Origin of the sequence: Thermoleptolyngbya sp. PKUAC-SCTB121 (genome assembly GCF_016919485.1) — a bacterium.
GTDB lineage: Bacteria > Cyanobacteriota > Cyanobacteriia > Elainellales > Elainellaceae > Thermoleptolyngbya > Thermoleptolyngbya sichuanensis.
Map to the genome: position 1 here is coordinate 4,500,540 of NZ_CP070366.1, position 26,579 is coordinate 4,527,118.

At 55.5% G+C, this 26,579-nt stretch carries 17 protein-coding genes and 1 tRNA gene; 11 read left to right on the forward strand and 7 right to left on the reverse strand.

The genetic code is table 11. The features are described from left to right. Window positions 1–493: 493 nt before the first annotated feature. Window positions 494–2,224 carry a bifunctional 3,4-dihydroxy-2-butanone-4-phosphate synthase/GTP cyclohydrolase II gene (ribBA, locus tag JTM80_RS18455; protein WP_172357223.1) on the forward strand — a complete coding sequence of 577 codons (1,731 nt, stop codon included), beginning with the start codon at window positions 494–496 and terminating at the stop codon, window positions 2,222–2,224. Window positions 2,225–2,227: 3 nt separating this feature from the next. On the opposite strand, the gene JTM80_RS18460 is transcribed toward ribBA, so the two are convergent. Next, window positions 2,228–3,511, reverse strand: a complete 1,284-nt coding sequence (locus tag JTM80_RS18460) for an endonuclease/exonuclease/phosphatase family protein (protein ID WP_172357225.1) — start codon at window positions 3,509–3,511, stop codon at window positions 2,228–2,230. A gap of 352 nt (window positions 3,512–3,863) precedes the next feature. Between JTM80_RS18460 and JTM80_RS18465 the strand changes: the two genes are divergently transcribed. After that, on the forward strand, window positions 3,864–4,220 hold the full coding sequence (locus JTM80_RS18465; protein ID WP_205370032.1) for a hypothetical protein: 357 nt from the start codon (window positions 3,864–3,866) through the stop codon (window positions 4,218–4,220). A 246-nt stretch (window positions 4,221–4,466) separates the two neighbouring features. Here the strand turns inward: JTM80_RS18465 and JTM80_RS18470 are convergent, their stop codons facing one another. Beyond that, the gene (locus JTM80_RS18470; RefSeq protein ID WP_172357227.1) at window positions 4,467–5,489 is read right to left on the reverse strand and encodes a tetratricopeptide repeat protein; all 1,023 of its coding nucleotides are present in this window, start codon (window positions 5,487–5,489) and stop codon (window positions 4,467–4,469) included. Window positions 5,490–5,972: 483 nt separating this feature from the next. Here JTM80_RS18470 and JTM80_RS18475 point away from each other — a divergent pair, with 483 nt between their 5' ends. The 3 genes from JTM80_RS18475 (at window position 5,973) to JTM80_RS18485 (ending at window position 8,343) form a co-directional block, all read left to right on the forward strand. Then, the gene (locus JTM80_RS18475; RefSeq protein WP_172353197.1) at window positions 5,973–6,164 is read left to right on the forward strand and encodes a hypothetical protein; all 192 of its coding nucleotides are present in this window, start codon (window positions 5,973–5,975) and stop codon (window positions 6,162–6,164) included. A 32-nt stretch (window positions 6,165–6,196) separates the two neighbouring features. Continuing rightward, window positions 6,197–7,816 carry a radical SAM protein gene (locus JTM80_RS18480; RefSeq protein WP_225906678.1) on the forward strand — a complete coding sequence of 540 codons (1,620 nt, stop codon included), beginning with the start codon at window positions 6,197–6,199 and terminating at the stop codon, window positions 7,814–7,816. 176 nt (window positions 7,817–7,992) lie between these two features. Continuing rightward, window positions 7,993–8,343 (forward strand): hypothetical protein, encoded by a 351-nt coding sequence (locus JTM80_RS18485; RefSeq protein ID WP_172357231.1) that lies wholly within the window; start codon window positions 7,993–7,995, stop codon window positions 8,341–8,343. Between the two features lie 99 nt (window positions 8,344–8,442). Here JTM80_RS18485 and JTM80_RS18490 read toward each other — a convergent pair. Beyond that, a tRNA-Gly gene (locus JTM80_RS18490) sits at window positions 8,443–8,513 on the reverse strand. Window positions 8,514–8,730: 217 nt separating this feature from the next. Then, entirely contained in the window at window positions 8,731–9,069 is a 339-nt protein-coding gene (locus JTM80_RS18495; protein WP_172357233.1) for a hypothetical protein, read from the reverse strand. Between the two features lie 266 nt (window positions 9,070–9,335). On the opposite strand from JTM80_RS18495, the gene JTM80_RS18500 reads away from it, so the two are divergent. The 6 genes from JTM80_RS18500 (at window position 9,336) to JTM80_RS18525 (ending at window position 17,380) form a co-directional block, all read left to right on the forward strand. Beyond that, the gene (locus JTM80_RS18500; RefSeq protein ID WP_205370034.1) at window positions 9,336–12,935 is read left to right on the forward strand and encodes an EAL domain-containing protein; all 3,600 of its coding nucleotides are present in this window, start codon (window positions 9,336–9,338) and stop codon (window positions 12,933–12,935) included. Further along, a complete protein-coding gene (locus tag JTM80_RS18505) occupies window positions 12,928–13,083 on the forward strand; it encodes a hypothetical protein (protein ID WP_205370035.1) in 156 nt (51 codons plus the stop codon). Before JTM80_RS18500 ends, JTM80_RS18505 begins: the two co-directional genes overlap by 8 nt. 90 nt (window positions 13,084–13,173) lie before the next feature. After that, window positions 13,174–14,982, forward strand: coding sequence for a proline--tRNA ligase (locus JTM80_RS18510; RefSeq protein ID WP_205370037.1), 1,809 nt, complete (start codon window positions 13,174–13,176; stop codon window positions 14,980–14,982). A 30-nt stretch (window positions 14,983–15,012) separates the two neighbouring features. Continuing rightward, window positions 15,013–15,666 carry a Uma2 family endonuclease gene (locus tag JTM80_RS18515; RefSeq protein WP_205370039.1) on the forward strand — a complete coding sequence of 218 codons (654 nt, stop codon included), beginning with the start codon at window positions 15,013–15,015 and terminating at the stop codon, window positions 15,664–15,666. Window positions 15,667–16,207: 541 nt separating this feature from the next. After that, the gene (locus JTM80_RS18520) at window positions 16,208–16,960 is read left to right on the forward strand and encodes a GerMN domain-containing protein (protein ID WP_205370041.1); all 753 of its coding nucleotides are present in this window, start codon (window positions 16,208–16,210) and stop codon (window positions 16,958–16,960) included. Between the two features lie 204 nt (window positions 16,961–17,164). Next, window positions 17,165–17,380, forward strand: a complete 216-nt coding sequence (locus tag JTM80_RS18525) for a hypothetical protein (RefSeq protein ID WP_172357243.1) — start codon at window positions 17,165–17,167, stop codon at window positions 17,378–17,380. A gap of 226 nt (window positions 17,381–17,606) precedes the next feature. On the opposite strand, the gene JTM80_RS18530 is transcribed toward JTM80_RS18525, so the two are convergent. The 3 genes from JTM80_RS18530 to JTM80_RS18540 all read right to left on the reverse strand — a co-directional run bounded on the left by JTM80_RS18530 (window position 17,607) and on the right by JTM80_RS18540 (window position 26,563). Further along, window positions 17,607–18,275 carry a type I restriction endonuclease subunit R gene (locus JTM80_RS18530; RefSeq protein ID WP_172357245.1) on the reverse strand — a complete coding sequence of 223 codons (669 nt, stop codon included), beginning with the start codon at window positions 18,273–18,275 and terminating at the stop codon, window positions 17,607–17,609. A gap of 51 nt (window positions 18,276–18,326) precedes the next feature. Continuing rightward, a complete protein-coding gene (locus JTM80_RS18535) occupies window positions 18,327–19,961 on the reverse strand; it encodes a bifunctional pantoate--beta-alanine ligase/(d)CMP kinase (protein ID WP_172357247.1) in 1,635 nt (544 codons plus the stop codon). Window positions 19,962–20,290: 329 nt separating this feature from the next. Next, window positions 20,291–26,563, reverse strand: a complete 6,273-nt coding sequence (locus tag JTM80_RS18540; protein ID WP_205370043.1) for a PAS domain S-box protein — start codon at window positions 26,561–26,563, stop codon at window positions 20,291–20,293. Window positions 26,564–26,579 lie beyond the last annotated feature (16 nt).

The window sequence follows — 26,579 nt, forward strand, 5'->3', positions numbered from 1 at the left end:
AGAATCATTCAAATCGTTCAATTCAAATCGTTCAACTAGCTGACAAATTCAGAACTTACGCACTTGCGATAGGCTTTCTGGATTTTGGATAATTTTTCGCGGGCGCAGCCCGCGAAAAATTATCCAACTGCGTAAGTCCTAAAATTCATAAATCAGTAGGTTAACCATAAAACACCCTGCCCTTTTGCGCTATCCAGAAAAACAAAAGATTTTTGGGAAATCGAGCTGCCCCGCAGAGCCAGCCTGCCTTGACCGCACCGGATTCATACTCGCTAGCATTTTTTGCCAACTGCTGCAAATAAACCTGCCCGCAGCGCAAACCGCCCCCATCATAGCGCCCCGCTTGTCAATGGTTTAGCCGAAAGAGATACAATCGATTTAGCCGATCGCTTCAGAGAACTTTACATTTGAGCCTAATTTCAGCCCGACTCCACTGCTGAGACGGCCCTATTTACCAACCTCTATTTTTCTCTCTTCAATCAGGAATTTTCTCGTGGAACCGCTTACGCCTGCCGCTACACCTGCTCAACCCGCTCCTGCATTCCAATTCGACTCGATCGAGTCTGCCCTGGCCGATCTCAAGGCGGGTCGAATGATCGTCGTGGTCGATGATGAAAACCGCGAAAACGAAGGCGATCTCGTCTGCGCTGCCCAGTTCGCTACACCCGACATGATCAACTTTATGGCCGTGGAAGCGCGGGGGCTGATCTGTCTGGCCATGACCGGCGAACGGCTCGACCAGCTTGACCTGCCGCTGATGGTCAGCAGCTACACTGACGAAAGCGAGCAGACCGCCTTTACCGTCAGCATCGACGGCGCAACCCACCTCGGCGTAACCACAGGCATCTCCGCCGAAGACCGCGCCCGCACGATTCAAATTGCCCTAAACCCGCTAACCAAGCCAAGCGACCTGCGCCGACCCGGCCACATCTTTCCTCTACGGGCGAAGGAAGGCGGCGTGCTGAAGCGGGCCGGTCACACGGAAGCGGGCGTAGACTTGGCGCAACTGGCGGGTCTGTATCCGGCGGGCGTGATCTGCGAAATCCAAAACCCTGATGGGTCAATGGCGCGGCTGCCAGAGTTGGTGGAATATTCCCGGCGGCACGGGCTAAAGCTGATCAGCATTGCCGACTTAATTAGCTATCGGCTCCAGCATGAGCGGTTTGTGCATCGTGAGGCAGTGGCGGATTTGCCGACGCAGTTTGGGCACTTCAAAATCTATGCCTATCGAAATCTGCTGGATAATTCCGAGCATGTGGCAATTGTGAAAGGCGATCCGGAGACATTCAAAGACCGCTCGGTGCTAGTGCGCGTGCATTCAGAATGCCTCACTGGAGATTCGTTGGGGTCGCTGCGGTGCGATTGCCGAATGCAGCTTCAGGCGGCGCTGAAGATGATTGAGAACGCAGGGGCGGGCGTGGTGGTCTATCTGCGGCAGGAGGGGCGCGGCATTGGGCTGATTAACAAGCTGAAAGCCTACTCGCTGCAAGATTTGGGGCTAGACACGGTGGAGGCAAACCAGCGATTGGGGTTCCCGGCCGACCAGCGCAACTATGGCATGGGCGCACAGATTCTCAACGACATTGGCGTTCGCCAGTTTTGCCTAATTACCAACAATCCGCGCAAGATTGCTGGCCTCAAGGGCTACGGGCTGGAGATGGTGAGCCGGGTGCCGCTGCTGATCGAGGCGACTCCGTTTAATGCTGATTATCTGGCGACGAAAGCAGAGAAACTGGGCCATCTGCTGCTGCAAACCTACCTGCTGACGCTGGCGATTCGCTGGGAAGACGACCCCTCGGTAACGGAGCGCTACGACCGACTGGAGAAACTGCGCTATCTGGCTAAGGCCCACGATCTGCTGGTGCAGGAAGAGGCGCGGCCGGTGGCGATCGCCCTCTTTAACCAATCATCGCTGATCGTGCATCTGGGTTTTGGACAATCGCAGACCGCTAGCCCCGACTGGTTTCAGCAGCCAGAGCATCCCGCGAAACGGGCGATCGCCCAAATTCTCGACCAGGTTGCCGCCTGGCCGACTGTGCAGCAGCTAGAGTTTCTGGTGTCTGCGGGTGGCGACCCCATGACCAATTTGCAGGTGCAACTGGATCGCCAAATCTTTCGACTGAAGCGGGACGACAGCGCCGAGCCAGTGCGTCCGTCGGAGGTCTTTACAAATCTGGCGACCCAGCGGATTTATGTGTTTTCCACGCACCCGCCGACGGACTAGCGGCTAAATTTCTACATCCACCCATACCAGGCGATGGTCGGAGCTGATAATCGGATCGCCATCGCCCACCAATCGGAACAGCGGATCACCCGGAGCGGGCCAGAAAACACCCGCACCGACGACCCGGAGATCCGTCGAGGGCAGCACATAGTCGAGGCGGAGGCTCTGGCGACCGAAGCTGGCGGTGTGGAAGCGGGTGGGGCCGGTGGCGGTGCTGGCGGCGGCGATTGCCTGTCCGCCTGCGCTACTGGGCGTGAGGTCAGCGTTGACGCGGGGATGGTCGAGCAGTTGGGCGATCGCCCCCGGCATTCCGTCGCCATCGATGGGGTCGGCGTTCAGGTCGCCCATAATCACAAACGAAGCCGTGTCGCTCAGACCGCCCCGCTGTCGCCGGTCGTCATAGAGATAGTCGGCGCGGCCAGGCGTGATGTAATCTGCCCACAGCCGCAGTTCGTCGTGGTTGCGGCGGCCGTTGCGGTCTTCGGGCCCGTCGAACACGGGCGGCGTGGGGTGGCTGGCAAGGACATGAATCGTGCGACTCCCGCCGGGATCGCTTCGCGAATCGCCAATCAGAATCGGCACGTCCCAGTGATTTTTAGACGACAGCCGCAACACCGCTAGTTCCTCTGGGGAATACCAGTCACCCGCGTTGGGAGTCGCCGGATTGCTGGGCAGCAGCGCACCGGGCATATCTTTCCACAAAAACATCTGGAACGTCCGCACCTGCTCTTGAATAATGGGGTATTTCGACAGCAGCACCATGCCATATTGCCCTGGAAACAGCCCAAACCCAAACGCATCGCCTCCGTAGGCGCGAGTCCCCGGTGTGGTGCTGACCTGCCCGTCATTATCCAGGTCAAAGCCAGACGGAATGCCCGTGTTGCTGGGCGCGAGATAGACGTAGGGAAAGTGGATGGGCGCAGCGCCGTTGTGTCCCACAGCGAGATAATTTTCCTGAAAGCGGCGCACGGCTTCACCCGTCGGGTCATAGTCAAACTCCAGCAGCAGCAGCACGTCAGGGTTCACCCGCTGGATGATTTCGGCGACGGCCCGCACCTGCGGATTGTCGGGTGTTGCCAAATCCGCCAGCAGTTGTCCCTCTGCTTCGCGGTTGAGATAGGCGTTGAACGAGGCAAAGCGAATCGGCGCTGCCCCAGCAGAAGATTGCAACACTCCGAGGCTGAAGCAGGCGGCTATTCCCAGCCGTGCTGCCTGGTGAAGCGCACTCACTTTTATGTTTGTTCTAATTATGTTTGTTCTAACCGTTGAGAGAAGGCGAGAAAGCATGAATGCCTCTAGGTTTCAGGAATTAGTCGCTATCAGATCGCCTCTATTGTCTCCCCCTTTAGAGGGAAGTTCAATCTGATTTGGCAAGATTTAATCCGTCGCTCTGCTGAGAAAAAAACTGTAAAAACCTGACCGCTTTCGCTCTAGGGATTGATTTGAAACAAGGGGCATCCAGCGTATAACTAAATGCAGGATAAATGAGTCACTCAATGATTCAAAAATGACAAAAATGATTCAAATGAGTCAAGCGGTGCGTATGAATTAAGTGGATTTCCAAGTCCAACTATCTAATTCAATTAGCGCAGTTCAATTGAGTCAGGCTTGACGAATTGTAACTCTTGGAGGAACTCCCATGAAAACTTGGAACCAACTAAAGCAGTCGATCTATAAAGTGGCGATCGCCTTTTCGTTTGTCGTCCTGATGCTGTTTACCGCCTCGCCTGCTCTTACATTTGGCTTTGGCAATCAGTCTAGCGCACCCAACGAAGGCGTAGAAAAGCTAGATGGAATCTATGAAAAAGCAGAGGAAGCGCTGGATTCGGGTCTGCAAAGCATGGAAGAAGTGCAGGATCGCGCCCGCAAGGGAATCAATGAAGTTCAGGAAAATGCTGATGTAGATAAGATGAATCGTCCATCCAATTCTCGTCAGGCAGTGACGATTCAAGAAAAAGCTGAGCGTGCTCTGGAAAAGGCAACTCAAAATCGATAGTAGACTTGGCGGCGCAAACTCTTAGTCTGCAAATCTAGAGCACAGTTTATACGAAAGCCCCTTGAGTTTCAATGGACTCAGGGGCTTTTGAATTTGACTGTTTGGTTCCAGAACTCATGTCCTTGTGAATGTGAAACATGGTCTGGATGTCGGGTTCTCAATCCAATCCCTGAGCTTTGGCAACGTAAGTCTATTGTTCAGAGAGGAGCGTAAGAAAAAAAACTGAGCAAAGAACTTGCAAGAAACCTACTCATACGAATTGGCTCTAGCAAAATCACCAACGGCGTAGCAAACGTTTCGCAGGCTGGTTAATAGCTGCCGCTCCAAGTCCTTATCCTGAGCAGATTGGGCGATCGCTAGCCGTTGTTCATAGCATTCGATGGCTTTGGCATAGTCTCCCATTGCGTCATAAATCACGCCAAGGCTTTCTAGCGCCTGGTCTTCATTGCGCCTGTCGCGGAGGGTGCGGGCGATCGCCAGCCGCAGTTGATGATAGGTAATGGCTTTGTTGCAATCTCCCAGGGAATAGCAGGCGCTCGCCAAATTTTTGAGGATTTGCCCTTCGGTAGATAGGTCAGACTGCTGTCGAGCAATTTCTAAAAGCTGCTCGTAGCATTCCACCGTTTTCTGACCGTTTTCCAGCGCGTGGTAGGCATTGCCCAAGTTCCGCAAAACCTGCCCCTCTACCTGCAAATCATGCAGTTCTTTCGCCAGACGCAGGCTTTGTTCGTAATAGGCAATCGCCTGTTCACAATCCCCCATTGCCTTATACACCATACCGAGGTTGTTGAGCGCCGCCATTTCGCCCCGTCGGTCTTGAATTTCGCGGGCCACGACTAGCGTTTGCCCTTTATATTCAATGGCCTTTTCAAAGTTGTTCAAATGGCGATAGGCATTGCCCAAATTTCCCAAGGCCTGACGCTCGGTGCGCCGATCCATCGTCTGACGGGCCATTGCCAGCGCTTGATAGGAATGGGCGATCGCCTCTTGGTATTGACCCAGCGCATAAAAGGCTAGACCCATGCCGCTGAGGGTCATGCCTTCGCCCTGCAAATCATGCACTTCTCGATAGCCAAAGAGGACATGCCGAAATGTTTTCAGGGCTGATGGATAGTCCCGAATTTGATATTGTTCAATCGCCTTTTCCAGCAGTTGATCTAGCTCAGCTTTTCGAGTGCTGAAGCTTGCTGCCTTTGAATTGCGAACGTCCGTGGTTCGCTCGGTTTCTGGGACAAAAGTTCCCCGATAGGAATCAAAAAAATCAGCCATGACTGCGATCGCCTCCCGATTCAGTCCATCTTCCAATCCGTCGGATCATTGCAGATGCAAACGTCCATTCAGATGGAATCTTCTTCAATGAAATATATCTGTAGTCCTAGCTGCAAGTTACTAGTGACTCGATCACCTCGTAGATCAAAATCTAGCCCCAGACCTCATGAATTAGACCTCATGAATTATCTCTGGCTTTTTAACCAGCTTATCTACTCGTTCCACTCTCTCGATTGAGTTTGGAAATCAATCAGCGTTTAACAAATTTGAGTGTAACTTAGCCTTTAACCTATTGGGCTTTAACTAGAGTTTGATCAGCGTTTAACTGGGGTTTAACTAAGGTTCAACCGGGGTTTAACTAAGGTTCAACTGGGATTCAACTGGAGTTCAACTGGGGCTTAATAACTGCTCTTGAGGGCAGCAAAATTCGTCACAAAATTGTCAATGTATGAGAACAGAGCTTTTCGGTATCTTCAGCTTGCCATGAAGATTGTGCAAACTCCTACGGTAGATGCCCTGAAAAATACCGCCTATAGTTTTCCAATTCCTCAATTGCTCCTGCCGCATCTGCGTACATCCCCATATTTTTTAGTAGCCAAATATACATGCCTGGAGTCCATTGCTGGCGGCGATCGCTACATTGCCCACATCTTCTGGGCTTTTGCTATAGGCTGAAGGAGAATGTCTCCTCTCTTGCTTCTGCCTTTGTGACTGCTGTTTTCGCCGATGAGCGGCTGCTGTTTACGCCTGCAACGCCGGATGCCGACGCGGTTCCGGTGATTTTTGCGTTTCCCAATGACTATACCGTTGGCATTACTAGCCTGGGCTATCAGGTGGTCTGGGCGACGCTGGCGACGCGGGCCGATGTGCAGGTCAGCCGCCTGTTTACCGATCTGCATGAGCCGCTGCCAGCCTGCCCCGAATTGTTGGGGTTCTCCGTATCCTGGGAACTGGACTATGTGAATATTTTGGGGCTGCTGGAGTCACTGGAGATTCCCTTGCGATCGCCCGACCGCACCGATGCCCACCCGCTCATTTTCGGGGGCGGCCCTGTGCTGACGGCCAATCCCGAACCCTTTGCCGACTTTTTTGACGTGGTGCTGCTGGGCGACGGTGAACTGCTCCTAGATGCATTCATCACGGCTTACAAAGCAGTGCGGCAGGAGGGGCGATCGCAGCAGCTTCGACACCTGGCGCAGGTTCCAGGAGTCTATGTTCCGTCGCTATATGACGTGACCTACACTGCACCAGACGGAAAAATCCGGGCGATCGCCCCGCTGGAAGGCGCACCTGCGGTCGTCGAAAAGCAGACCTATCGTGGCAACGTGCTGTCGGCTTCGACCGTTGTCACCGAGCGGGCCGCCTGGGAAAACATTTACATGGTGGAAGTGGTGCGGAGTTGTCCTGAAATGTGCCGCTTTTGCCTGGCCAGCTACCTAACGCTGCCCTTTCGCCCAGCAAGTTTGGAGCAATCGCTGATGCCTGCGATCGAGCGGGGTCTGGCGGTGACCAATCGGCTGGGGCTATTGGGCGCATCGGTGACGCAGCATCCAGAGTTTGACGAGTTGCTGGATTATCTCAACCAGCCGCAGTTCGATGATGTGCGGCTTAGCCTGGCCTCAGTGCGGACGGGCACCGTGACCGAGAAACTGGCGCGATCGCTCGTGCGACACGACACCCGCTCCATTACCATTGCAGTCGAAAGTGGGAGCGATCGCCTGCGGCAAATCATCAACAAAAAGCTGGAAACCGAAGAAATTGTCCAGGCTGCCATCAACGCCAAAGCGGGCGGCCTCAGCAGCCTCAAGCTCTATGGCATGGTTGGCATTCCGGGCGAACAGCCCAGCGACCTAGATGCGACCGTAGACCTGCTGAAAACCCTGAAAAAAGCCGCGCCCGGTCTGCGCCTGACGCTGGGGTGCAGCACCTTTGTCCCCAAAGCTCACACACCCTTTCAGTGGTTTGGCGTGAACCCGCAGGCAGACAAGCGATTAAAGATTTTGCAAAAGCGGCTGGGGGCACTGGGAGTCGAGTTTCGTCCCGAAAGCTATAATTGGTCGGTAATCCAGGCGCTAATTTCGCGGGGCGATCGCCGCTTGTCCCATTTACTAGAAAGGGTGCGCCACTACGGCGACACACTGGGCAGCTACCGCCGCGCCTTCAAGGAACTGCGGGGAACCCTGCCACCGCTGGAAGCTTACGTTTTCGACCCCTGGCAGGTGGATGACCTGCTGCCCTGGGAGCATCTGCATGGGCCGCTGCCCAAGGCAACCCTGCTCAAACATCAGGCGAGCGCGATAGCCCTGTTTGCCCCCGCAATGATCTAACCCGGCTCTGGCTTACCCGCGAACAATTTGCCCAATTCCACCGTCTGCAAGTTTATTCCTACGTATCCTTGCGTTGGAACCAGGCACAATCTGGGTAGTCTACGCTAGGGTTGCCCTTTTCGTTCTTCCCTCTTCGTTCTTCCCCTTTCGTCCTTCCCTCTTACCAAACCGTTGTCATGATTGAAAAGTCCAGTGAATGGAACCAGAGAGCAACGCTGCGCCGCGCCGCCCGCTCGCCCCATGCCTACACCGGGTCGCGGGTCAGGGTGGCTGCTGCCGTTGCGCCCCAGCCAGAAGTGCTGACCACGAAGGGTCTGGATTTTCTATCGCTGGCGGTTTGCTCCTGTGCGCTGACGCTGCTCTGCCACTCGGCCACCAGTCCGCTCCATAGCGCCAGCCCCAGCAACGCGACTCCCGTGCGCCCGCCAGCCATGAGCCGCACAGCCACCACGCCCTCTTTTGCGCCTTTTACGCTGGTTTCTCCTTCGCCCGAAGTGAAGGAACAGGACGAAGACCAGGACTTATAAACTGCGTGTCCAGCCATTTACCAGCCATCTAGCAGACCGTTTGGCAAACCGTTTTGATAATTTGATAAATAGTCTGCCAGATTGTTCAAATCTTTCCGAAGCGGGCAGCGGGAATCGAACCCGCATCAACAGTTTGGAAGACTGTAGTTTTACCACTAAACTATGCCCGCAAGTATTTCCACAACAGCCCGTGTTAAAGGTGTTCGTGAAAGGCGTTGAGAAATTCTCAAGCTTTACTAGGTTAGCACAATTCTAAAAGTATGCTTCCAAAAGCGGACTGCTCTAAAAGCGGACTGTTAGAAGTGTCACTTCGGTTTTGGCGATCGCCCTCCCACGTCGCCTTCGATGCGATCGGCCCTAAGTGCTGACTTTATGGCTGGTTTCTGGCTAGGGACTGGCGATCGCCACCGCCACCATCGACAGCAGCGCGATCGCCCCTAAAACGCCCCCCGTCCACAGCGCCAGCCGCCGCGAGGTAAACCGCGCCCACACCAGCAAGGTCAAAAATGCCGCCAACCCCACCAGCAGCGCCACTAGCACCAGGGGCAAATCGGGGGGCAAATTGTCGCGAATCATCTCCCGAAAGCGCCCCGGCGCAAACGCAGACAGCAGCAGCGTGAACGAGGTGAGGGCGATCGCCAGCCCTCCCATAACCACACAGGTGCCTGCAATGCCTTGCAGAAAATACAGCCCGTCTTGGCGCAGACGGTTTCGAGTAATCCGCATAGTAACAGGTGAAATAGAAGCGCAATGAAGCAGTTTCGACAAGAAACGTTGACCCAACATTGAGTCACTGTTGTGAGTGTACCGGAAGTTTGAACACTTGCTGGTAGACGAGCAGCCCAGAGATGAAGTGGGCTTTTGCTTCAAAGCTTGAAAGGTGGCTTGCAGCCCTGAAATTTTGAAGAGAGATGGGTACACTTTTCATCAGACAGGCTCCAGACAGAGCGAATCTGGCAGAAGGCGAAAACTTTTAAGTTTGTGTTTTACCTATGGAAAACCACTCCTCCGCCGATTATGAGCAAGTTTCGCCAGCAGACTGGAACCGCACCCCTGCCTCTGTTAAACGGTGGATAGCAGCCCTTCAGCAGGAATGCGCTAACCGTTTGGAGCGCGAAAGCCGCCTGCTTCAGTGTCTAGACGCAGCACCCATTGGCATCGCTGCCTACGACGCAACGGGGCAGCTAGTCTACATCAATCCTTCGGGTCGCAGATTGCTAGAGCAGGACAATGATACCAACAAGGACACCAACGAGTTAGAAAATTCACCAGCGCCGTTTTTGGAGGCATCTCCGATTTATCGTGCGGGCACCCAGATTCCCTACTCGGTCGAGCAGTTACCTACGACGCAAGCGCTTAGAGGCGTGGCGGCTGCGGCAGATGATTTGGAGATTCGTTGGGGCGATCGCACGATTTTTCTAGAAGTGCAGGCCACGCCTATTTTCGACGCGCAGGGCAACGTCACCTATGCGATTGCTACGCTGCAAGATATCGGCCCCCAAAAGCGGCGCAACATCCACGAGCAGCAAATCATTGAAAACACGCGGCTGCAAAGTGATCGACAAAGTGATCAACGCTATCGCCAGGTGATTCAGGCGCAGACCGATCTGATTCTACGCTCTACGCCAGACACCCGTATTACTTTTGCCAACGACTCCCTCTGTGCAACGCTGGGTCTGCCGCTGGAGGAGGTTATTGGTCAGCGCTGGAGTAGCTTTGTTCCCGCCGAAGATTTGGATGAAATCTATCGAAAAATTGCTGCTCTGACACCTACACATCCAACCTTTGAAAACATTAACCGAGACCAACGACCCAATCATCAGATTGGCTGGACCCAGTGGGTTAACGTTGGCATTTTCGATGAACAGGGCGTGCTAGTCGAAATTCAATCCGTTGGAAGAGACATCACAGAGCTACAGAAGCAAATTCAGCGAGAACAGGCGCTGAACCGCGTCTTCCAAGCAATTCGCAACTCCCTTGACCTCGACACTATCTTTGCAACAGCAACGGCAGAAACTGCTCGCCTGCTTCAGGATTTGGACTGTTACGTCGTGCAGTATCTACCGAAGCAGGGTGTTTGGAAACACGTCGCAGCCTATCGTCACGATGCTGCTCAGCCCTCAACGCTGGGTTTAGAAATTTCTGATGCAGGCAATCCCTTTGCATCCAGACTGAAACAGTTTCAGGTGGTACAGATCAACGATGCCAGCGCTATAGAAGACACGATTAATCGAGATCTGGCCCAAATCGTGCTTGGGGCGTGGCTGCTGATTCCGCTGTCAGTGGACGGTAAGCTGTGGGGTAGCTTTACGATTGTGGCGGATGGGCGATCGCTCGTTTGGTCCGAAGACCAAGTGCAACTGGCCCAAGCCGTTGCCCATCAGCTTGAAATTGCCATTCAGCAAGCCAATCTTTACCAACAGGCGCAAATAGAACTAACAGAACGCCGCCGCATTGAGGCTGCTCTGCGAGAGAGCGAAGCAAGATTTCAAAACATGGCGGCCAATGTGCCGGGCGCTATCTTTCAGTATCTCCTTCGTCCTGACGGGTCTGATGCAGTGGTTTACATGAGTCCGGGCTGTCTCAGGTTGTGGGAGGTGGATGCACAAGCAGTTGTTGAAGATGCCACCGTGCTGTGGCAGATGATTGATCCAGAGGATCTGCCAGCGATGCAGGCTTCGGTGATGGAATCGGCGCGGACGCTGCAACCTTGGTCTTGGGCATGGCGAATCACGACTCCTTCTGGACGTAAAAAGTGGCTCGAAGCAGCAGGCAGACCCACGCGCTATGCCAACGGTGACATTATTTGGGACACGCTGATTTTAGACGTGACAGAGCGGCAGACAGCGCTGGCGCAACTCCAGCAGTCAGAACTGGCCCTGCGAGACAGCGAAGCCCGCTATCGACTTTTGGCCGAAAACACTAGCGACCTTGTTTGTCTGCATCAGCCGTCAGGCCATTACAGCTACGTCAGCCCGTCCTGTGAGGGGCTGCTGGGCTATCGCTATGATCAAATGCTGGGTCGTTTACCGCAGCAGTTTGTGCATCCTGAGGAGGGCGATCGCCTCGCCCAAGCGTTGGAAATCGCTGCCAGCAGCGGCAAGGCTGGACCCGTTACCTATCGGATGCGCCATCGGGCAGGGCACTACGTTTGGTTTGAAACCTTGCTTAAATCAATCGTTGATGGGACGGGCACGGTCGTGCAACTCCAGACCACCTCCCGCGACGTGACCGAGCGCGTGCGGATTCAACGCCAGCTAGAGTATGCGGCGGTTCATGATGCGCTGACGGGGTTGCCCAATCGCAAGCTGCTGATGGAACGGCTAGAAGCGGCGATCGCCCGTGCCAAATCCGCTGGGAACTATCAGTTTGCGGTGATTTTTCTCGACCTTGATCGGTTTAAAGTGATCAACGACAGCCTGGGGCATCTAGCGGGGGATCAACTGCTAGTTGCGATCGCCCAAATCCTGCAATCGACCCTAAAACCGTCAGACTTGGCGGCGCGGCTCGGCGGGGATGAGTTCATTATTTTGCTAGAAGAGATACCCCAAATTCAAGCAGCGATTGATGCCACGGCACGACTTTTCTCGGCGCTGCAAACGCCGCTGCTGTTGGAAGGACGCGAAATCTACACAACTGCTAGTGCGGGCATTGTGCTGGGCACTTCTGTCTATGACCAGGCTTCGCATTTGCTGCGGGATGCTGACATTGCAATGTATCGCGCCAAGCAAAAAGGCAAAGCTTGCTACGAAATTTTTGACATCCAGATGCACGCCCAGGCGCTCCGACGGCTGCATTTGGAAAATGACCTGCGACAGGCGATCGCTGCTGAAGAATTTGTCCTCCACTATCAGCCCACCGTCGATCTCAACACTAGGGCACTGGTCGGGTTCGAGTCCCTTATCCGCTGGCAGCACCCAACCCAAGGCTTGAAGTTTCCTGCCGATTTCATTACTACTGCTGAAGAAATCGGGCTAATTACAGCGATTGATCTGTGGGCGCTGCAAACGGCCTGTCAGCAGTTGGCAAGCTGGCAACAGGTCTTTCCCCAATGCAGCCAGATGAAAGTTGGGGTAAATCTCTCGGCACAGGACTTGAAGTACGGCGGGTTAGTCAATGAAATTGACCAAGCACTGGCGCAAAGTGGTCTCAATCCAACCTGTCTGATGTTGGAAATTACCGAGAGTATGCTGGTCGAAGATGCCGAGGCCGCAATTCGCCTGCTAGAACAAATTAAGGCACGCGGCATTCACATCAGCATTGATGATTTTGGCACAGGCTATTCTTCCCTCAGCTATCTGCATCGGCTACCTGTCGATAGCCTAAAGGTAGACCGATCCTTCGTCAGCCAAATTGAAGCAGATCCGCGCAACTATCAGATTGTTGAAACCATCGCAGCCCTGAGCCAACAGCTTGGGTTGGGGGCGATCGCCGAAGGCATTGAAACGCACACTCAGCTTCAGCGACTCCAGCGCCTTGGCTATCAGTTAGGACAAGGCTATCTCTTCTCTCGTGCGCTCACGTCAGAGGCAGCCGCAGCGCTCCTTGCTCAAGAGGGGAGTCTTCTGGGCAATCAGCCCGGCGATGCTTAGGGCAACAGTCCGTGTGGGCACTGGGTCTGCGCTGGGAGGGATTGCTTCTGAGCCAAGGGCCGACGACTACTCCGGGATGCCGCTTGACCAGGGAATGAGATTTGGGGCGATCGCTCGTCGGGCGATAGAGCCAGGCCATGTCTATTGACAAGCAATATCCGTAAAGCGATGCGAGAGGCAGTGGGTTCGGTAGACTGAGAGAACCAACGCAAATGTTAGTAGGAAGGACGACCCAGCGATGCGCCTGTCTCAGATGCTATTTGTCACCCTGCGCGAAGATCCGGCAGAGGCAGAGATTCCCAGCCACAAGCTGCTGCTGCGGGCGGGCTATATTCGGCGCATCGGCAGCGGGGTCTACGCGTATCTGCCGCTGATGTGGCGAGTGCTGCAAAAGGTGTCGCAGATTGTGCGCGAGGAGATGAATGCGACCGGCGCGCAGGAAGTGCTGCTGCCCGCCATGCAGCCGTCGGAACTGTGGAAAGAGTCGGGCCGCTGGGACACCTACACCCAGGCGGAAGGCATCATGTTCACCCTCACGGATCGGCAAAACCGCGAGGTGGCGCTGGGCCCGACTCATGAAGAAGTGATTACGGCGATCGCCCGCGACATGATCCGCTCCTACCGCCAACTCCCGCTGCACCTGTATCAGATTCAGACGAAATTCCGCGACGAGATTCGTCCCCGCTTTGGGCTAATGCGTGGACGCGAGTTCATCATGAAGGACGGCTATTCCTTCCATACGAGTGAAGAAAGCCTGAAGCAGACCTACGCCGACATGGATCGCGCCTATCGCAATATGTTTACCCGCACGGGGCTGAAGTTCCGCCCGGTGGAGGCAGACTCCGGGGCGATCGGCGGATCGGGATCTCAGGAATTCATGGTGCTGGCAGACGCTGGGGAGGACGAAATCCTTTACACCGAAGATGGCAAATATTCGGCCAATACTGAGAAAGCCGTGTCGCTGCCGCCCGATGCCGTGCCCTCCACCTTTACGAAATTTGAAAAACTGGACACGCCCAACACGCCCACCATTGAAACACTCGCCCAGTTTCTCAAATGCTCTCCCACGCAGATTGTCAAAAACGTGCTGTATCAGGCCGTTTACGACAACGGCGTGACGGTGCTGGTGCTGGCTAGCATTCGCGGTGACCAAGACGTAAACGAGGTAAAGCTGACGAATGAACTGGTGAAACTGGGCGATCGCTTTGGGGGCAAGACGCTGCTGGCACTGACCGTGCCCGATGCCGAGGCACAGGCGAAGTGGGCCGCCAAGCCCCTGCCCTTGGGCTACATTTCCCCCGGCTTGGAAGACAGCTACATCGGCAAGCAGGAAAAGCTGCATCCCAAATTCTTGCGGCTGGTGGACAAAACGGCGGTGGACTTGCAGAACTTCGTCACCGGGTCGAACGAGTCTGGCTATCACGTCGTCGGCGCAAACTGGGGCAAGCAGTATCCGCTGCCTGCGGACGTGGTGGACATTCGCAAGGCCCGGCCGGGCGATCGCGCGATGCATGACCCCAGCCAAATCCTGCAAACCGCCCGTGGCATCGAGGTGGGGCACATTTTCCAGTTGGGCACGAAATATTCCAAAGCAATGGGCGCGACCTACACTAGCGAAACGGGCGAAGAACTGCCGCTGGTGATGGGCTGCTATGGCGTGGGCGTGTCTCGGCTGGCGCAGGCCGCCGTGGAGCAAAACCACGACAAAGACGGCATTATCTGGCCCGTGGCGATCGCCCCCTATCATGCCATCGTCGTCATCCCCAACATCACCGATGCCGCTCAAGTAGAAGCTGCTGAGAAACTCTACGCCGACCTCAACGCCGCTGGCGTAGAAACCCTGCTGGACGACCGCGACGAGCGAGCCGGCGTGAAGTTCAAAGACTCTGAACTAGTGGGCATTCCCTTCCGCGTAGTGACGGGGCGATCGCTCCAGCAGGGCAAGGTCGAAGTCGTGCAACGCGCCACCAAGCAATCGCAGGAAATCGCGCTGGATCAGATCGTGTCCACCCTCAAACAGTGGATACAGGAGGCGATCGCTCCCTAGCTCTCTGTCCTTTCATTCCCAGAAACGCCAATGGTTCAACTCACCCCCGCTCAAGTCACCAATGCCTGGGTTCCGGCATCCTGGGAGGAGTTTGTGCGTCTGACGGATGATCCCGCTTACGCCAAGGCGAAGGGCTACTATTTCAACCAGCAAATGAGGATTGAAACCGTGGGAGTTGGGCCAGATCACGCCGGAGACAACGGCATCATTCACGTTGCGATCACGCTTTTTTGCGCTCTGCGGGGGATTCCAGTTCGCGGATTGATAAACGCCAGCTATCGAAAGGCAGGCGTGCAAGAAGCGCAGCCAGATATCTCCTATTACGTCGGTAGCCGTGCTGCACTGGCTCCTCAGGGGCGGGCGATCGCCAACCTAGACGAGGTTCCTCCCTCAGATTTGGCGATCGAAATTGCCGACTCCTCGCTGGCAGACGACCTGGGCACTAAGCGACTGCTGTATGAAGAACTGGATGTGGCGGAATATTGGGTCGTGGATGTGTCCCAGAGCCAAATCATTGCCTTTCAAATTGCCAACCAAGGCAGCCGCCGCATCCCGGTTTCCCAGGTTTTGCCGGGGCTGGAATTGTCGGTGCTGCAAGCTGCACTGGAGCAGTCCAAACAGGCAGAGAATAGCCAGGTGGTGGCGCAGTTGATGGCCCAATTTCAGCGCTCCCGAGAAGCCTGATTCGCGCAGAAGCACACCGACAGAATCGCAGCACGGCGCAGTTTTCAGCGAATCATCCCGGATCAGAGCAAGATTTCTAGAATAAAAGAGATGGGGTGTTGTGCTGGAGCTATTCCAGGCTGCTCCAGGCTGCTCCAATCTGCCAGCAGCGGAACAAAAATCCAGTCTGTCCGTCTGAAAACCTAGGCCAGAATTGCGTTGCGTTATTAGACTGGGTATTTGCATCAAGGCCGCGATCGCAGCAGATGAGGCAATCGCCCCGCCCTTGGACTGATGTCGATTCTCGATTAGGACTTACGCAGTTGGACAATTTCTCGCGGGCGCAGCCCGCGAGAAATTGTCCAAAACCCAAAGAATATATCGCAAGTGCGTAAGTTCTGTCGATTTTGGATTTGCGATTTTGGGTTGCCCAATCAGCCTTTGCGGGGCTTTCAGCAACTCTGTTCGCAGCGCCTCTGAGGAAGATTGACATTCCCCTCCACTGGTTTTCCAAACTTTTTTCAAACCCAACCCCTTACCCCTATAGCGTGGGGACGCTTCTATGGATAATCACTCGTTTCAAGACCAGCCCCTGCCGTCCAACACGACCGAACAGCCCGGTCTGGCGGAATCGTCTACCTCCTCATCCCGGTTGCCTGTGGGCGTAGTTGCCGCGCTGGCAGGCGTTGTGCTGGCGGCGGGCAGCGCCACGGCCTGGTTCACTTGGCAAACGGTCACCTCCAGAGCGCCCCAGCCGGAGCCAACCGTCGCCGTGTCGCCCTCGCCCCTAGCAGTCCCCATCGAAAATCCACCCATCGCGCAGGAACCCGCAGTGGATGCGCCCTCCAACGCAGAGCCGACGGGTGAGCCGATCGCTGTGGTGCAACAGCGGACGGTGCAGGTTTACTGGCTGAAGGACGACGGTCAAAAGACGACGCTGGTTCCGGCTTCGGTGTCTGTTGAGTCGGGCGATCGCCCTGAAGAAATCCTCAAAGCCACCTTCGAGGCACTGCTGCTCGGCCCCAGCGACAACACAGTAGGATCTACAATTCCCCGCGACACGACCCTCCGCAGTGTCGAGGTAGAAGACGATGGCGTGCATGTCGATTTATCCAACAGCTTTACCCAGGGCGGCGGCAGCACCTCCATGACTGGACGGCTGGCGCAGGTGGTTTACACCGCAACCACCCTAGACCCCAACGCAAAGGTGTGGATCACCATCGAAGGCAAGCCGCTGGAGGTGCTGGGCGGCGAGGGAATTCTGGTCAACCAGCCCACCTCGCGGGCGGACATTGCCGAAGATTTCTCGCTGTAGCACCTTGCTGTAGAACTGGAATGGCCTGATGAGCAGGTGAAGGGCGCTACTGGGAGCCAGTCTGGCCGCTGCGAGGTCCAGAAATTTGCGCTAGGATCGGGGGGCAAGCGGGAATCTGCCCCGGATTTGCCGAGGGCGATCGCCACTAGATTGCTGACTCAGGCTAAAATTCTGCCTAGACTAGAATCCGCAGCGGAGAAACCCATGTTTTTGGATGAGCTAACGCCTGTCGTTCGAGAAATCACCAGCCACCCGGTCGCCTTTTTGGGGGGCTTTTTCTCAGGATTATTCCGGCTAAATCTCAACGACGACCCCGTGAAAAGCTGGCTAGATCAGCAAGCAGGCAGCAGTGTTTCTGCTAGTGATGCGCCGCCCAGCAGCAGCAATGGCAGCGGGCCGCAGTCCATCTCGATTGATTAGCCTTTGATTATGATTAGCCTGATTAGCCTTTGATTAACGCGATGGATTAACGCGATGTGCAACGTTCAGTTTGCCCTCATCCCCCAACCCCCTCTCCCAGATCAGGAGAAGGGGAGCAAGAGAGGCTTGAAGTCTCTCCCGCTCTGGGAGAGGCATTCAGAGTGAGGGAGATCGGTAAAGTTGCATATTGCGTTTTGATTAACTTTTAATTAGCCCTTCAAGTTAATTAGCCCTTTGAGTAGCCGTTAGACTCGGTTGCGGGCGAGCCGCTTGCGTGCATGAGGCGTTTGATCACCTGAGCAACGGTGTAAAGCTGATTGTCTCGTCGAGTCGTTAGGGTGAACTTGTCTGACAAGTCATACTGGCGCGATCGCCCATCTAGCTTGACAAACAGATAGTCTTCGCCTGTGGTGATTAGCCCATAGACGGGGCGATCGCTTTGAGGAGCCGCCGATAGGTAAGCAAGGGTCTGCGGGAGTGCCTGCAAGACGCTAAATCCAAACCGCTTGCTTTCAATCAGCACTAGCCAAAGCTGGTCTTGAACCACCAACACATCAATTAGCCCCTGAAGCCGCCGATCGCCATCTTCAATTTCGATCTGCACATATTTTTCTGCCCGGATTTTGTAGGGCGGATCGCACAGACCCAGCAATTCCAGCAGCGGTGACACTAGAATGACATCGACTGTTCCTTCGGTGATTGAACCATCGGCCGCGTAGTATTGATAGCGCTGCTTCAAGCGGTCTAGAGCCGCTGTTTCCGCATGGGTCAGCCCTGGCAACTCCGTGAACCACTCGATGAAGAAATCTGCACTCTCAGCCAGTTGCAGATTAAAGCGCTCCTGAGCTTCCTTCAGGTTGGTGATGGCTGTTGTGATGGCAGTGGGTTGCGTCATGCTTCCAGTTTACTGCTGCTCTGCTGAGGGTCTACGCAAGCCCACTTAGGCTTACAAGCCGGACGACAGGCGATCGCGGTACAGGCAAATAATCTTTTCCACGACCGCCTCGATCGTCAGGTCATCCGTCACCAGTTCGATAGCATCGTCGGCTTTGCGAAGCGGCGAAATTTTGCGGCTGCTGTCCTTTTGGTCGCGTTCAAAGATGGCTCGTTCCAGGGTTTCCAAAGACACCTCTGGCTGACCCTGCTCCTTCAAGTCAAGCTGGCGGCGGCGGGCCCGCTCCTGCACCGAAGCCGTCAGAAAAATCTTGAGTTCGGCATCGGGAAAGACCTGCGTGCCAATGTCGCGCCCGTCCATCACCACGCCGCCGCGCCGACCGTATTCTTTCTGCTGCTTTACCAGCGCTCTGCGGACTTCGCCCTGGGCGGCGATCGCCGACACCTGCGCCGAGACCTGGGGTGTGCGAATCTCGCGGGTCACATCCTGCCCGTTGATCAAAACCGTCAGCGGAGCGGGCGTACTGGAGTGAAGGCGTGAAGGCATAAGGGCATGAGGCGCTGTTCCTCCAGCATCAACGTCCCCCTGGACTAGCTCAATCTCGCTCTGGCTCACCAGTTCGGCGATCGCCGCTTCGTCCGAAATCTCCACGCCTGACTGCTGCACCAGCCAAGTCACCGCACGATACATGGCTCCCGTGTCGAGATACAGCAGACCCAGTTCGGCCGCGACGCGGCGGGCAACGGTAGATTTTCCGGCTCCGGCAGGGCCGTCGATGGCAATAATCGGCTTGCGGGCGCTCAGCACGATGTTGTCGATCAGGCGCGTGCTGCCCAAATGAGCAGCGATCGCCACTAGCCCGCGCTCCTCCACTTCGGCCAGCGGCACCATCGTTTCTGGATGCACCAGTTCCACATACTGCGGCCGCACCGCCGCGACGGTTGATAACTCTTCCTTCACAATTGAAATTAGCTCCTGACTCTTGCGAATGCCCTGGTGAAACGCCTGCTCAGCCCGATGCAGGCTGCGATAAAGGGCAGCAGCGTGCGATCGCTCCTCTGGCGAAAGGTATTGGTTGCGCGAACTCAGGGCCAGCCCGCTAGCTTCGCGCACCGTAGGACAGGCAACCAGCTCTACGTGCAGGTTCAAATCCGCCACAACCCGCCGCAAAATGGCAAGCTGCTGAGCGTCTTTTTGCCCAAAATAGGCGCGATCGGGCTGCACGATGTTGAGCAACTTTGCCACCACCGTCGCCACGCCTTCAAAGTGCCCCGGCCGATGCGGCCCACACAGCACCGCCATCATCGCCTGCGGCGGAATCACCTGCGTCAGTATATCCTTTCTGGAGCCGCTGCGTCCGCCATACAGTTCCTCGGCGCTGGGGGCAAAAATTACATCTACCCCTGCTGTTTCGCAGAACTGGCTGTCTTGCTCCAGCATTTTGGGATACTTGTGAAAATCTTCTTGCGGGCCAAATTGCAGCGGGTTGACGAAAATGCTGACAGCAACCACGGCGTTTTCCTGGCGGGCGCGGCGAATCAGGCTGAGGTGTCCCTCGTGCAGTGCGCCCATCGTGGGCACTAGACCGAGCGATCGCCCGGCCTGCGTGGTTGCTGCACCGTCTGCCCCCTGACGACACGACGCAAGATAGGAGCGCAGTCCTGCAATGGTCTTAAACAGCCGCACTCCGTCCCCCTGCAAGGCTCTTGCATAGCATGTCTGGTTTCGATGATTCTGTCCTATTCATGGGGAATGTTCCGCAAAATTTAATCCGTGCCTAATAAGTGTTTGGGATAAGTGTTTGGGAGTTTTTGGGGCGATCGCGCCCGATCCCCACACTCAAGATTCTAATCAGAGTTTCCCGATGGGCAAATCTGGAGGCTGCCAAGTCGCGCCTCGATCCAGCCCCGATCGAACGATTTCTCGCGAGTACAGCCTGCGAAAAATTCTGCATCGGCGCTGTTTTCAATCCACAGCACGCCAATCACAGCCCTTCCGGGGCTGAATCTCTGGCTCTAGGGTGCTGAGTCTGCCTCGTATTCGATGAGCGGCTGCGTCAGTTGAGTAATAGACTCGAACTGGAAGTTTGTTGCCCAGTGGGTTAAAGCGCTAGCCAAGCGGGAATAATCTGGCGGAATTTGCCGCACCAGTTGCAAAACGCGATCGTCAAATCCTTCTGTTGCAGCCTGATGCAATTCGGCGATCCATTCCACAGGCATGAACGATAGATCGTTGTCTAAATTTTTGTCTAAATTTTCCGCAGATTCATTCGCTTCCGGTTGCCGCGTTTCAGCCATTTCATAGACATATTGAACGCCCAAATGTTCAGCAATCTTGGTCAGCAGCAGGCTCTCTTGTACGGGCTTGCGAATAAAATCGTCGCAACCGGCCGCCAGCGCTGTGACCTTGGTTTCTTCAAACGCATCCGCCGTCAGCGCAATAATTTTAGCGGTCTTAATTGGGGGATAATCTGTGTTGCTTCGCGTTTGAATTTGAGATCTGAGTGTCTGTTCATCCTGGCGGATTTGTCGAACCGCGTCGAACCCATTCATTCCTGGCATTCGCAAATCCATCAGGATTAGATCGGGTTGCCAGGTAGACCAGCAGGCGATCGCCTCATAGCCATTGGTTGCTTCCTTTAGCTCAAACCCAATGGACGCAAGCATCTCCACCAAAAACTGCCGATTCTGCCATTGGTCTTCGACAATCAGAATCCGGCAGGGGCCCTGATCTTGCGCCAGCGTCAGCACGCGGCGAGTTTCGACAGGCAGCAACACAGCCGCAGCGTCTTTCACCTGCACCTGAATTTCAAAGGCGAAAGTGCTGCCCTGCCCCAAGACGCTTTGAACGCGGATATCGCCACCCATCAAGTTTACAAAGTGACGGCTAATCGTCAGCCCCAACCCTGTGCCCTCACTGGCTTGTTGACTATGCTTCGCCTGGACAAAGGCATTAAACAAGTCTTCAATTTCCTCCGCCGCAATGCCACAGCCCGTGTCGATGACTTCAAACTGGAGTCGCTGGGTTTGGGGGGTGTTCGGCTGCGAAGAGTCATTGGGCAAGTGGTCAGGTGCTTCGGCAACCAAAGCCCGCAAAGTCACGCTACCCGCCTTGGTAAACTTGATGGCATTGCTGAGTAAGTTGAGTAAGATTTGTCGCAGCTTGCCTTCATCCGTCACGATATACTGCGGCAGGTTTGGGGCGCGATCTAGCACCAGTGAAATACTTTTCTCGGATGCCTTGAAGCGCAACAGTTGCATCAGTCCATCCAGCAGTTGATACAAGTCAAAGCTACTAGTGTTGAGCTTAATTCGACCGGCTTCGATCTTCGAGACTTCTAAAATGTCGTTGATCAAACTCAGCAAATGTTCGCCGCTGTGGTTAATAATTTCTAACTGCTCTCGCTGGCTGTCGTTGAGCAGGGGATCGTAGGCTAGAAGCTGGCTAAATCCAAGGATGGCGTTGAGCGGGGTGCGGAGTTCGTGGCTCATGTTGGCCAGGAATGTACTCTTGGCAGAATTGGCAGCCTCAGCGGTTTCTTTGGCCTGCTTTAGCTCTAGCTCGGTGCGTTTGCGATCGCTCACATCCCGACAAATACAAAGCTGCACCGTTTGCCCATCCCAATTGACCGGATTGGCGCTAATTTCAACTTCGTAGATCGAGCCATCTTTGCGGCGATGGCGCGTTTCAAACCGATGGCTCCGGTCTTTAAACTCGGCCTTGATTTGCACCAGTTCCTCTGCGGTCCACTTCGCTTCCCAATCGGCGACCGTCAGGGACTGGACTTCCTCTAGCGAATAGCCCAGCATCCGGGCAAAGCTGGGATTGGCTTCTATCACTCGCCCCTGGGACATCACCACGATGCCATCTACGGATGCCTCAAACAGGGCTTTGCTGCGGGCTAATTCTCTGGCGAGGGCGGCTTCTGCCTGTTTGCGATCGCTGATATCTCTCATAAAACAGTGATGTCCGGTGAACTGCCCTTCCTGGTTGTAGGCAGCCACCATAATGGCCTGCTTATAGAAGATAGAGCCATCCTTGCGGAGTCCCCGCAGTTCTAGCTCGGCCTTGCCATGTTGCAGCATAGACTCATAGCCTGCGATCGCCGTCGCCAGTTCTTCGGGGTGAACGGTTTGCCGCCAATTCATCCCGATCATGTCTGCTGGCTCATAGCCCATGATCCGAGCGTAGGCTCGGTTGACAGACAGATATTGTCCCTGTGGGTCGAGCCGCGCAATGCCCTCGATAGCGTTGCTCATGGCGGCGCTCATTTCCTGAAGCGCCAATTCTGCCTGCCGCCGCTCGGTGATGTCTTCGTGGACGGCGACATAGACCATGCCATAGTCGGGATGGTCGAACCGAACGGTGGTAGCTCGGCACCAAAAGGGTGTGCCGTCTTTTTTGCGGTTGCAGATGGTGTAGGTATATTCGCCGTAGGTATCAAGGTGATAGGTGATGTTGCGATGGACTTCCTGGGCATCCAGTGTGTCGTCTTCGTAGTTCACGACGGAGGCGTGTTTGCCGTTGAGTCCGCCACTTTCGTAGCCAAACATGGCCTCGAATTTGGGGTTGGCGTAGACGATGATGCCGTCGCTCGCCCGCACCAAGCACACGCCTTCGGCCATGTTCTGCACGATCAGGCTGTGCATTTCCAGAGATTTCTCAGTTTTGATGCGGTCGGTGATCTCCCAGCAGAGTCCTTGAATTTCTACGATTTGCCCGTCAGCGTCAAACACCGGGCTTTTCATGCTTTGGAAGTATTGGCGATCGCCCGTGGCTTCCGACATTTCAACACGGCTGACAGGTTCTCCGGTTTGCAGGATTTGCTCATCTGCCGCAAGGCAATGCGTGGCCAAATCATGCGGCACAATGTCGGGGGTGGTCTTGCCTAGGCACTCTTCTAGGGTCATGCCTAAGAAATTAAGATAGGCGGGGTTGGCGAACGTAATGCGATCGTGCCGATCTTTGCGATAGAGATACAGCGGCAGCACATCAGTCAGAGATTTGTATAGCTTCTGGCTGGCGACCAATTCTTCTTCGGCCTGTTTGCGCCCAGTAATATCGACAGTAATCACGGTCGCAATCCAGCAGTCGGCGATCGCATCTCGGCGGGCCGTGAGCGTGGCCAGGTGCCAGCGCAGCGATCCGTCTTTGCAGTAGAACCGATATTCGTAGGTGCAGGTGCCCTCCTGAAAAATCACGTCGTAAAGCGGCAGGATGACGGGTTCTAGGTCATCAGGGTGGACTCGCGACATCCACAGATGCTTGTCGGCCATGAGTTCTTCGGGTTCATAGCCATAGACGGCTCGGCTCCCTGCGGAATAGTAGTCATACACCCAGTCGTGATCACCAAAGACGCGGAAGCTGCACACGGCGGCGATCGCATTGTTTAGCACGTCCTTCAGGCTGGCCTCTGACTCTTGCAACCGCTGGTAGAGGGCGGACTGCTGAATGGCGATCGCCAGTTGATCCACCAGCGCCTGAATTAAGCTAAATTGCTCCTCAGTCCAAACAGTCCTTGGATTCTTGGTTACGGCGAGACAGCCCCAAACCCGGCCGTCTATTGCCATTGGGGCGATCAGCCAAGAGCCTGGAAAAAGCTCTGCAAGTTGGCGATTTACGTCGTCTTCAAGCAGGCTAGCATCATCAATTTTGACAATTTCCATACGCCGGAGCCGGGCCGCGATGAGATTGTCGGCATCCGGAACTTGCAGCCCTTTCACATCCGGCAAATCGGGGTGGGCGCAGTAGCTCGCTACAATCTGCCAATAGCCGCGCTCGGAGAAAAGCTGTATAACGTTGGTCTGATCTGCGCCCAGCAGTTGTGTAATTTCCTGGGTTGCAGTGTTGAAGATCGCATCCAGGTCTAGAGATTGACGAATTGCCTGAATCACTCGGTTAAGTGCCCGTTCCCGCTGTACCTTCCGCTTGAGGGCAAGTTTTGCCGCTTTGCGATCGCTGATGTCTATCATTACGCCCGTCATGCGGAGGGGCTGTCCGCGCTCGTCATAAATCCCCTGGCCCTTGGTCAGCACCCAGTGCTCGGTGCCGTCGGGATGCACCACGCGATACTCGACTTCTAGCAGCGTGTGCTGTTCGAGCGCCTGCTGAAATGCCTGCTCTACCCGCTCTAGATCTTCTGGATGGACGCGATCGCGCCAGGTATAGTAGTTGCTGGGATACTCTCCCGGCCGCAGCCCCATTAGGCGGAAGTGGCTCTCGCTCCAGACTGCCTCGCCCGTGGCCACGTCAAACGCCCAACTGCCCGTCTGGCTTAGCTCTAGCGCCTGCCGTCGGTGTTGCTCGCTGGCTTGCAGCGCGGCTTCGGCTTGCTTGCGGTCAGTAATATCCACACCAACTGTCATCAGATACTCGTAGCCGTCGATTTCATAGCGCTCCGCCGTCATCAAGACCGTGCGAATCTCGCCATCTTTGCGGCGCAGTTGAAACTCAATGTCCGTCGCGCCGCCCTTGGTTTGCACCTGTTGCAGCAGTTGTTCTCGCTGGGGCAGATTTACCCACAGGTCAAGTTCGGCGGCAGTGCGTCCGATGACTTCATCACGGGTATAGCCTGTGTATTGCTCGAAGGCGGGATTGACCTCGATATACTGCCCCGTCGGCAGGCAGGAGACGACGATCGCCGCTGGGCTACAGCGGAAAAAGGACGCATAGCGCTTCTCTGAGTCTCGCAGGGCGGCTTCGGCCAGGTCGCGGGCTAGTTCGGCCCGTTTGCGCTCGGTGAAATCTTCTGCAAAGCCCACGAAGCGAATGATGCTGCCTGCCTCATCCCGAACAGGGAAGACATCTGCCCGCACCCAGCGAATGCTTCCATCGGGGCGAACGATGCGATATTCCCGATGCGCGGCTTCACCCTGATGTTGGTTGGCAATGGAAGCGAGAACCGTGGGGCGATCGCCCGGATGCACTGCCTCTAGCCAAGACTGGGGATTGCGGTACAAGCTTTCGCAACTGCGGCCCCAGATTCGCTCGTAGGCCGGGCTAACGTAAAGGGATTCACCCGTTTTGGCATCGCACACCAGAAAAAGCTGGTTGACATGGTTGGCGATTTGCTGGAATCTCTCTTCGCTCTGGCGCAGCGATTCCTCAGCGGTCCGCCGCTCGGCTTCTAGCTGTTTGCGCTCGGTAATGTCTTCGATAATGCCTGCACAGCGAGTAAATGCGCCCGTTTCGTCTAGGACGGGAAAAAACTCGGCCTGCACCCAGCGGAGCGTGCCGTCGGGTCGGAAGATTCGGTATTCGTGATGGATGCGATCGCCCTGAAACTGGCGCTCTACGACTTCTTCTACCTCTAGACGATCCTCTGGATGCACCGACTCTATCCAAGAGTCACGGTCTTGATACAGGCTTTCGCAACTGCGGCCCCAGATTGCTTCATAGCCCGGACTGGCATACAAACACTGCCTCGACTGGGCATCGCGGATTAGGATAAATTGCTTGATGCTGTTGGCAATTTGGTGAAACCGTTCCTCACTCTGGCGCAGGGCTGTCGCAGTGTTTCGCAGTTCCGCTTCTAGCCGCTTTTGCTCGGTGATGTCTGTATCCACAAAAACAACTCGCCAGCAGTTTTCTGCGGCATCCCAGCGGGGCGACAGGTGGCTGGAAATCCACCGCAGATTGCCATCTTTGTGCAGAAATTGGTACTCTCTCCATTGCGATCGCCCAGCCAAAAGCGTGTCCACTTCCTGAGAAGGCATCGTTTCTCGATCTTCCGGCAGCACCCGCTCCAGCCATGCGCCGTCCATCAGTTCTGCATTTGTAAAGCCAAACACCCGCTCGCAGCCTGCGGAGCAATAGTCATACTGCCAGCGGCGATCGGGATACAGGCGAATCTGCCCGATCGATGCCGCCGCCTGATCGAGAATCTGGCTGGCAAGGTGCGGAGGCGCGGGCTGAGAAGATTCGACGGGTTCAGTGGGCTGGGCGATCGCCGTAATCCAGAGGCTCGGCTCGTCGCCAAACGACATAGCACGGGCCGACAGCAGCACCGGCCGGCGACTGCCAGCGCGGGTGCAAAAAACATCGGCGATCGCGCTCACTTTCCCCTCTGCCTGGATCTGCTGAACAAGCCGTGTGTAGCTGCCCTTCTCTGCCCAGATGCCCGTCTTAGCAATCTGCCGTCCCGCCATTTCGCTGGCGCTCCATCCCACCAGTTCACAAAACGCCTCGTTGATTTCCAGAATCCGCCCTTCGGGAAAAGACAGCAGCAGACTCGCCGCCGGAGTTGCCTGAAAAACCTCGCGGAATACTGACTTACAGCAAGCCTGCATTTCCGCTTGCTGATCC

Bases quoted from the DNA above. Each gene is read 5' to 3' on its own strand.
- JTM80_RS18460 (WP_172357225.1), bottom strand. From the start codon at position 3,511: ATGCTTTCTCGCCTTCTCTCAACGGTTAGAACAAACATAATTAGAACA.
- JTM80_RS18465 (WP_205370032.1), top strand. From the start codon at position 3,864: ATGAAAACTTGGAACCAACTAAAGCAGTCGATCTATAAAGTGGCGATC.
- JTM80_RS18470 (WP_172357227.1), bottom strand. From the start codon at position 5,489: ATGGCTGATTTTTTTGATTCCTATCGGGGAACTTTTGTCCCAGAAACC.
- JTM80_RS18475 (WP_172353197.1), top strand. From the start codon at position 5,973: ATGAAGATTGTGCAAACTCCTACGGTAGATGCCCTGAAAAATACCGCC.
- JTM80_RS18485 (WP_172357231.1), top strand. From the start codon at position 7,993: ATGATTGAAAAGTCCAGTGAATGGAACCAGAGAGCAACGCTGCGCCGC.
- JTM80_RS18495 (WP_172357233.1), bottom strand. From the start codon at position 9,069: ATGCGGATTACTCGAAACCGTCTGCGCCAAGACGGGCTGTATTTTCTG.
- JTM80_RS18500 (WP_205370034.1), top strand. From the start codon at position 9,336: ATGGAAAACCACTCCTCCGCCGATTATGAGCAAGTTTCGCCAGCAGAC.
- JTM80_RS18505 (WP_205370035.1), top strand. From the start codon at position 12,928: ATGCTTAGGGCAACAGTCCGTGTGGGCACTGGGTCTGCGCTGGGAGGG.
- JTM80_RS18510 (WP_205370037.1), top strand. From the start codon at position 13,174: ATGCGCCTGTCTCAGATGCTATTTGTCACCCTGCGCGAAGATCCGGCA.
- JTM80_RS18515 (WP_205370039.1), top strand. From the start codon at position 15,013: ATGGTTCAACTCACCCCCGCTCAAGTCACCAATGCCTGGGTTCCGGCA.
- JTM80_RS18520 (WP_205370041.1), top strand. From the start codon at position 16,208: ATGGATAATCACTCGTTTCAAGACCAGCCCCTGCCGTCCAACACGACC.
- JTM80_RS18525 (WP_172357243.1), top strand. From the start codon at position 17,165: ATGTTTTTGGATGAGCTAACGCCTGTCGTTCGAGAAATCACCAGCCAC.
- JTM80_RS18530 (WP_172357245.1), bottom strand. From the start codon at position 18,275: ATGACGCAACCCACTGCCATCACAACAGCCATCACCAACCTGAAGGAA.
- JTM80_RS18540 (WP_205370043.1), bottom strand. From the start codon at position 26,563: ATGCAGGCTTGCTGTAAGTCAGTATTCCGCGAGGTTTTTCAGGCAACT.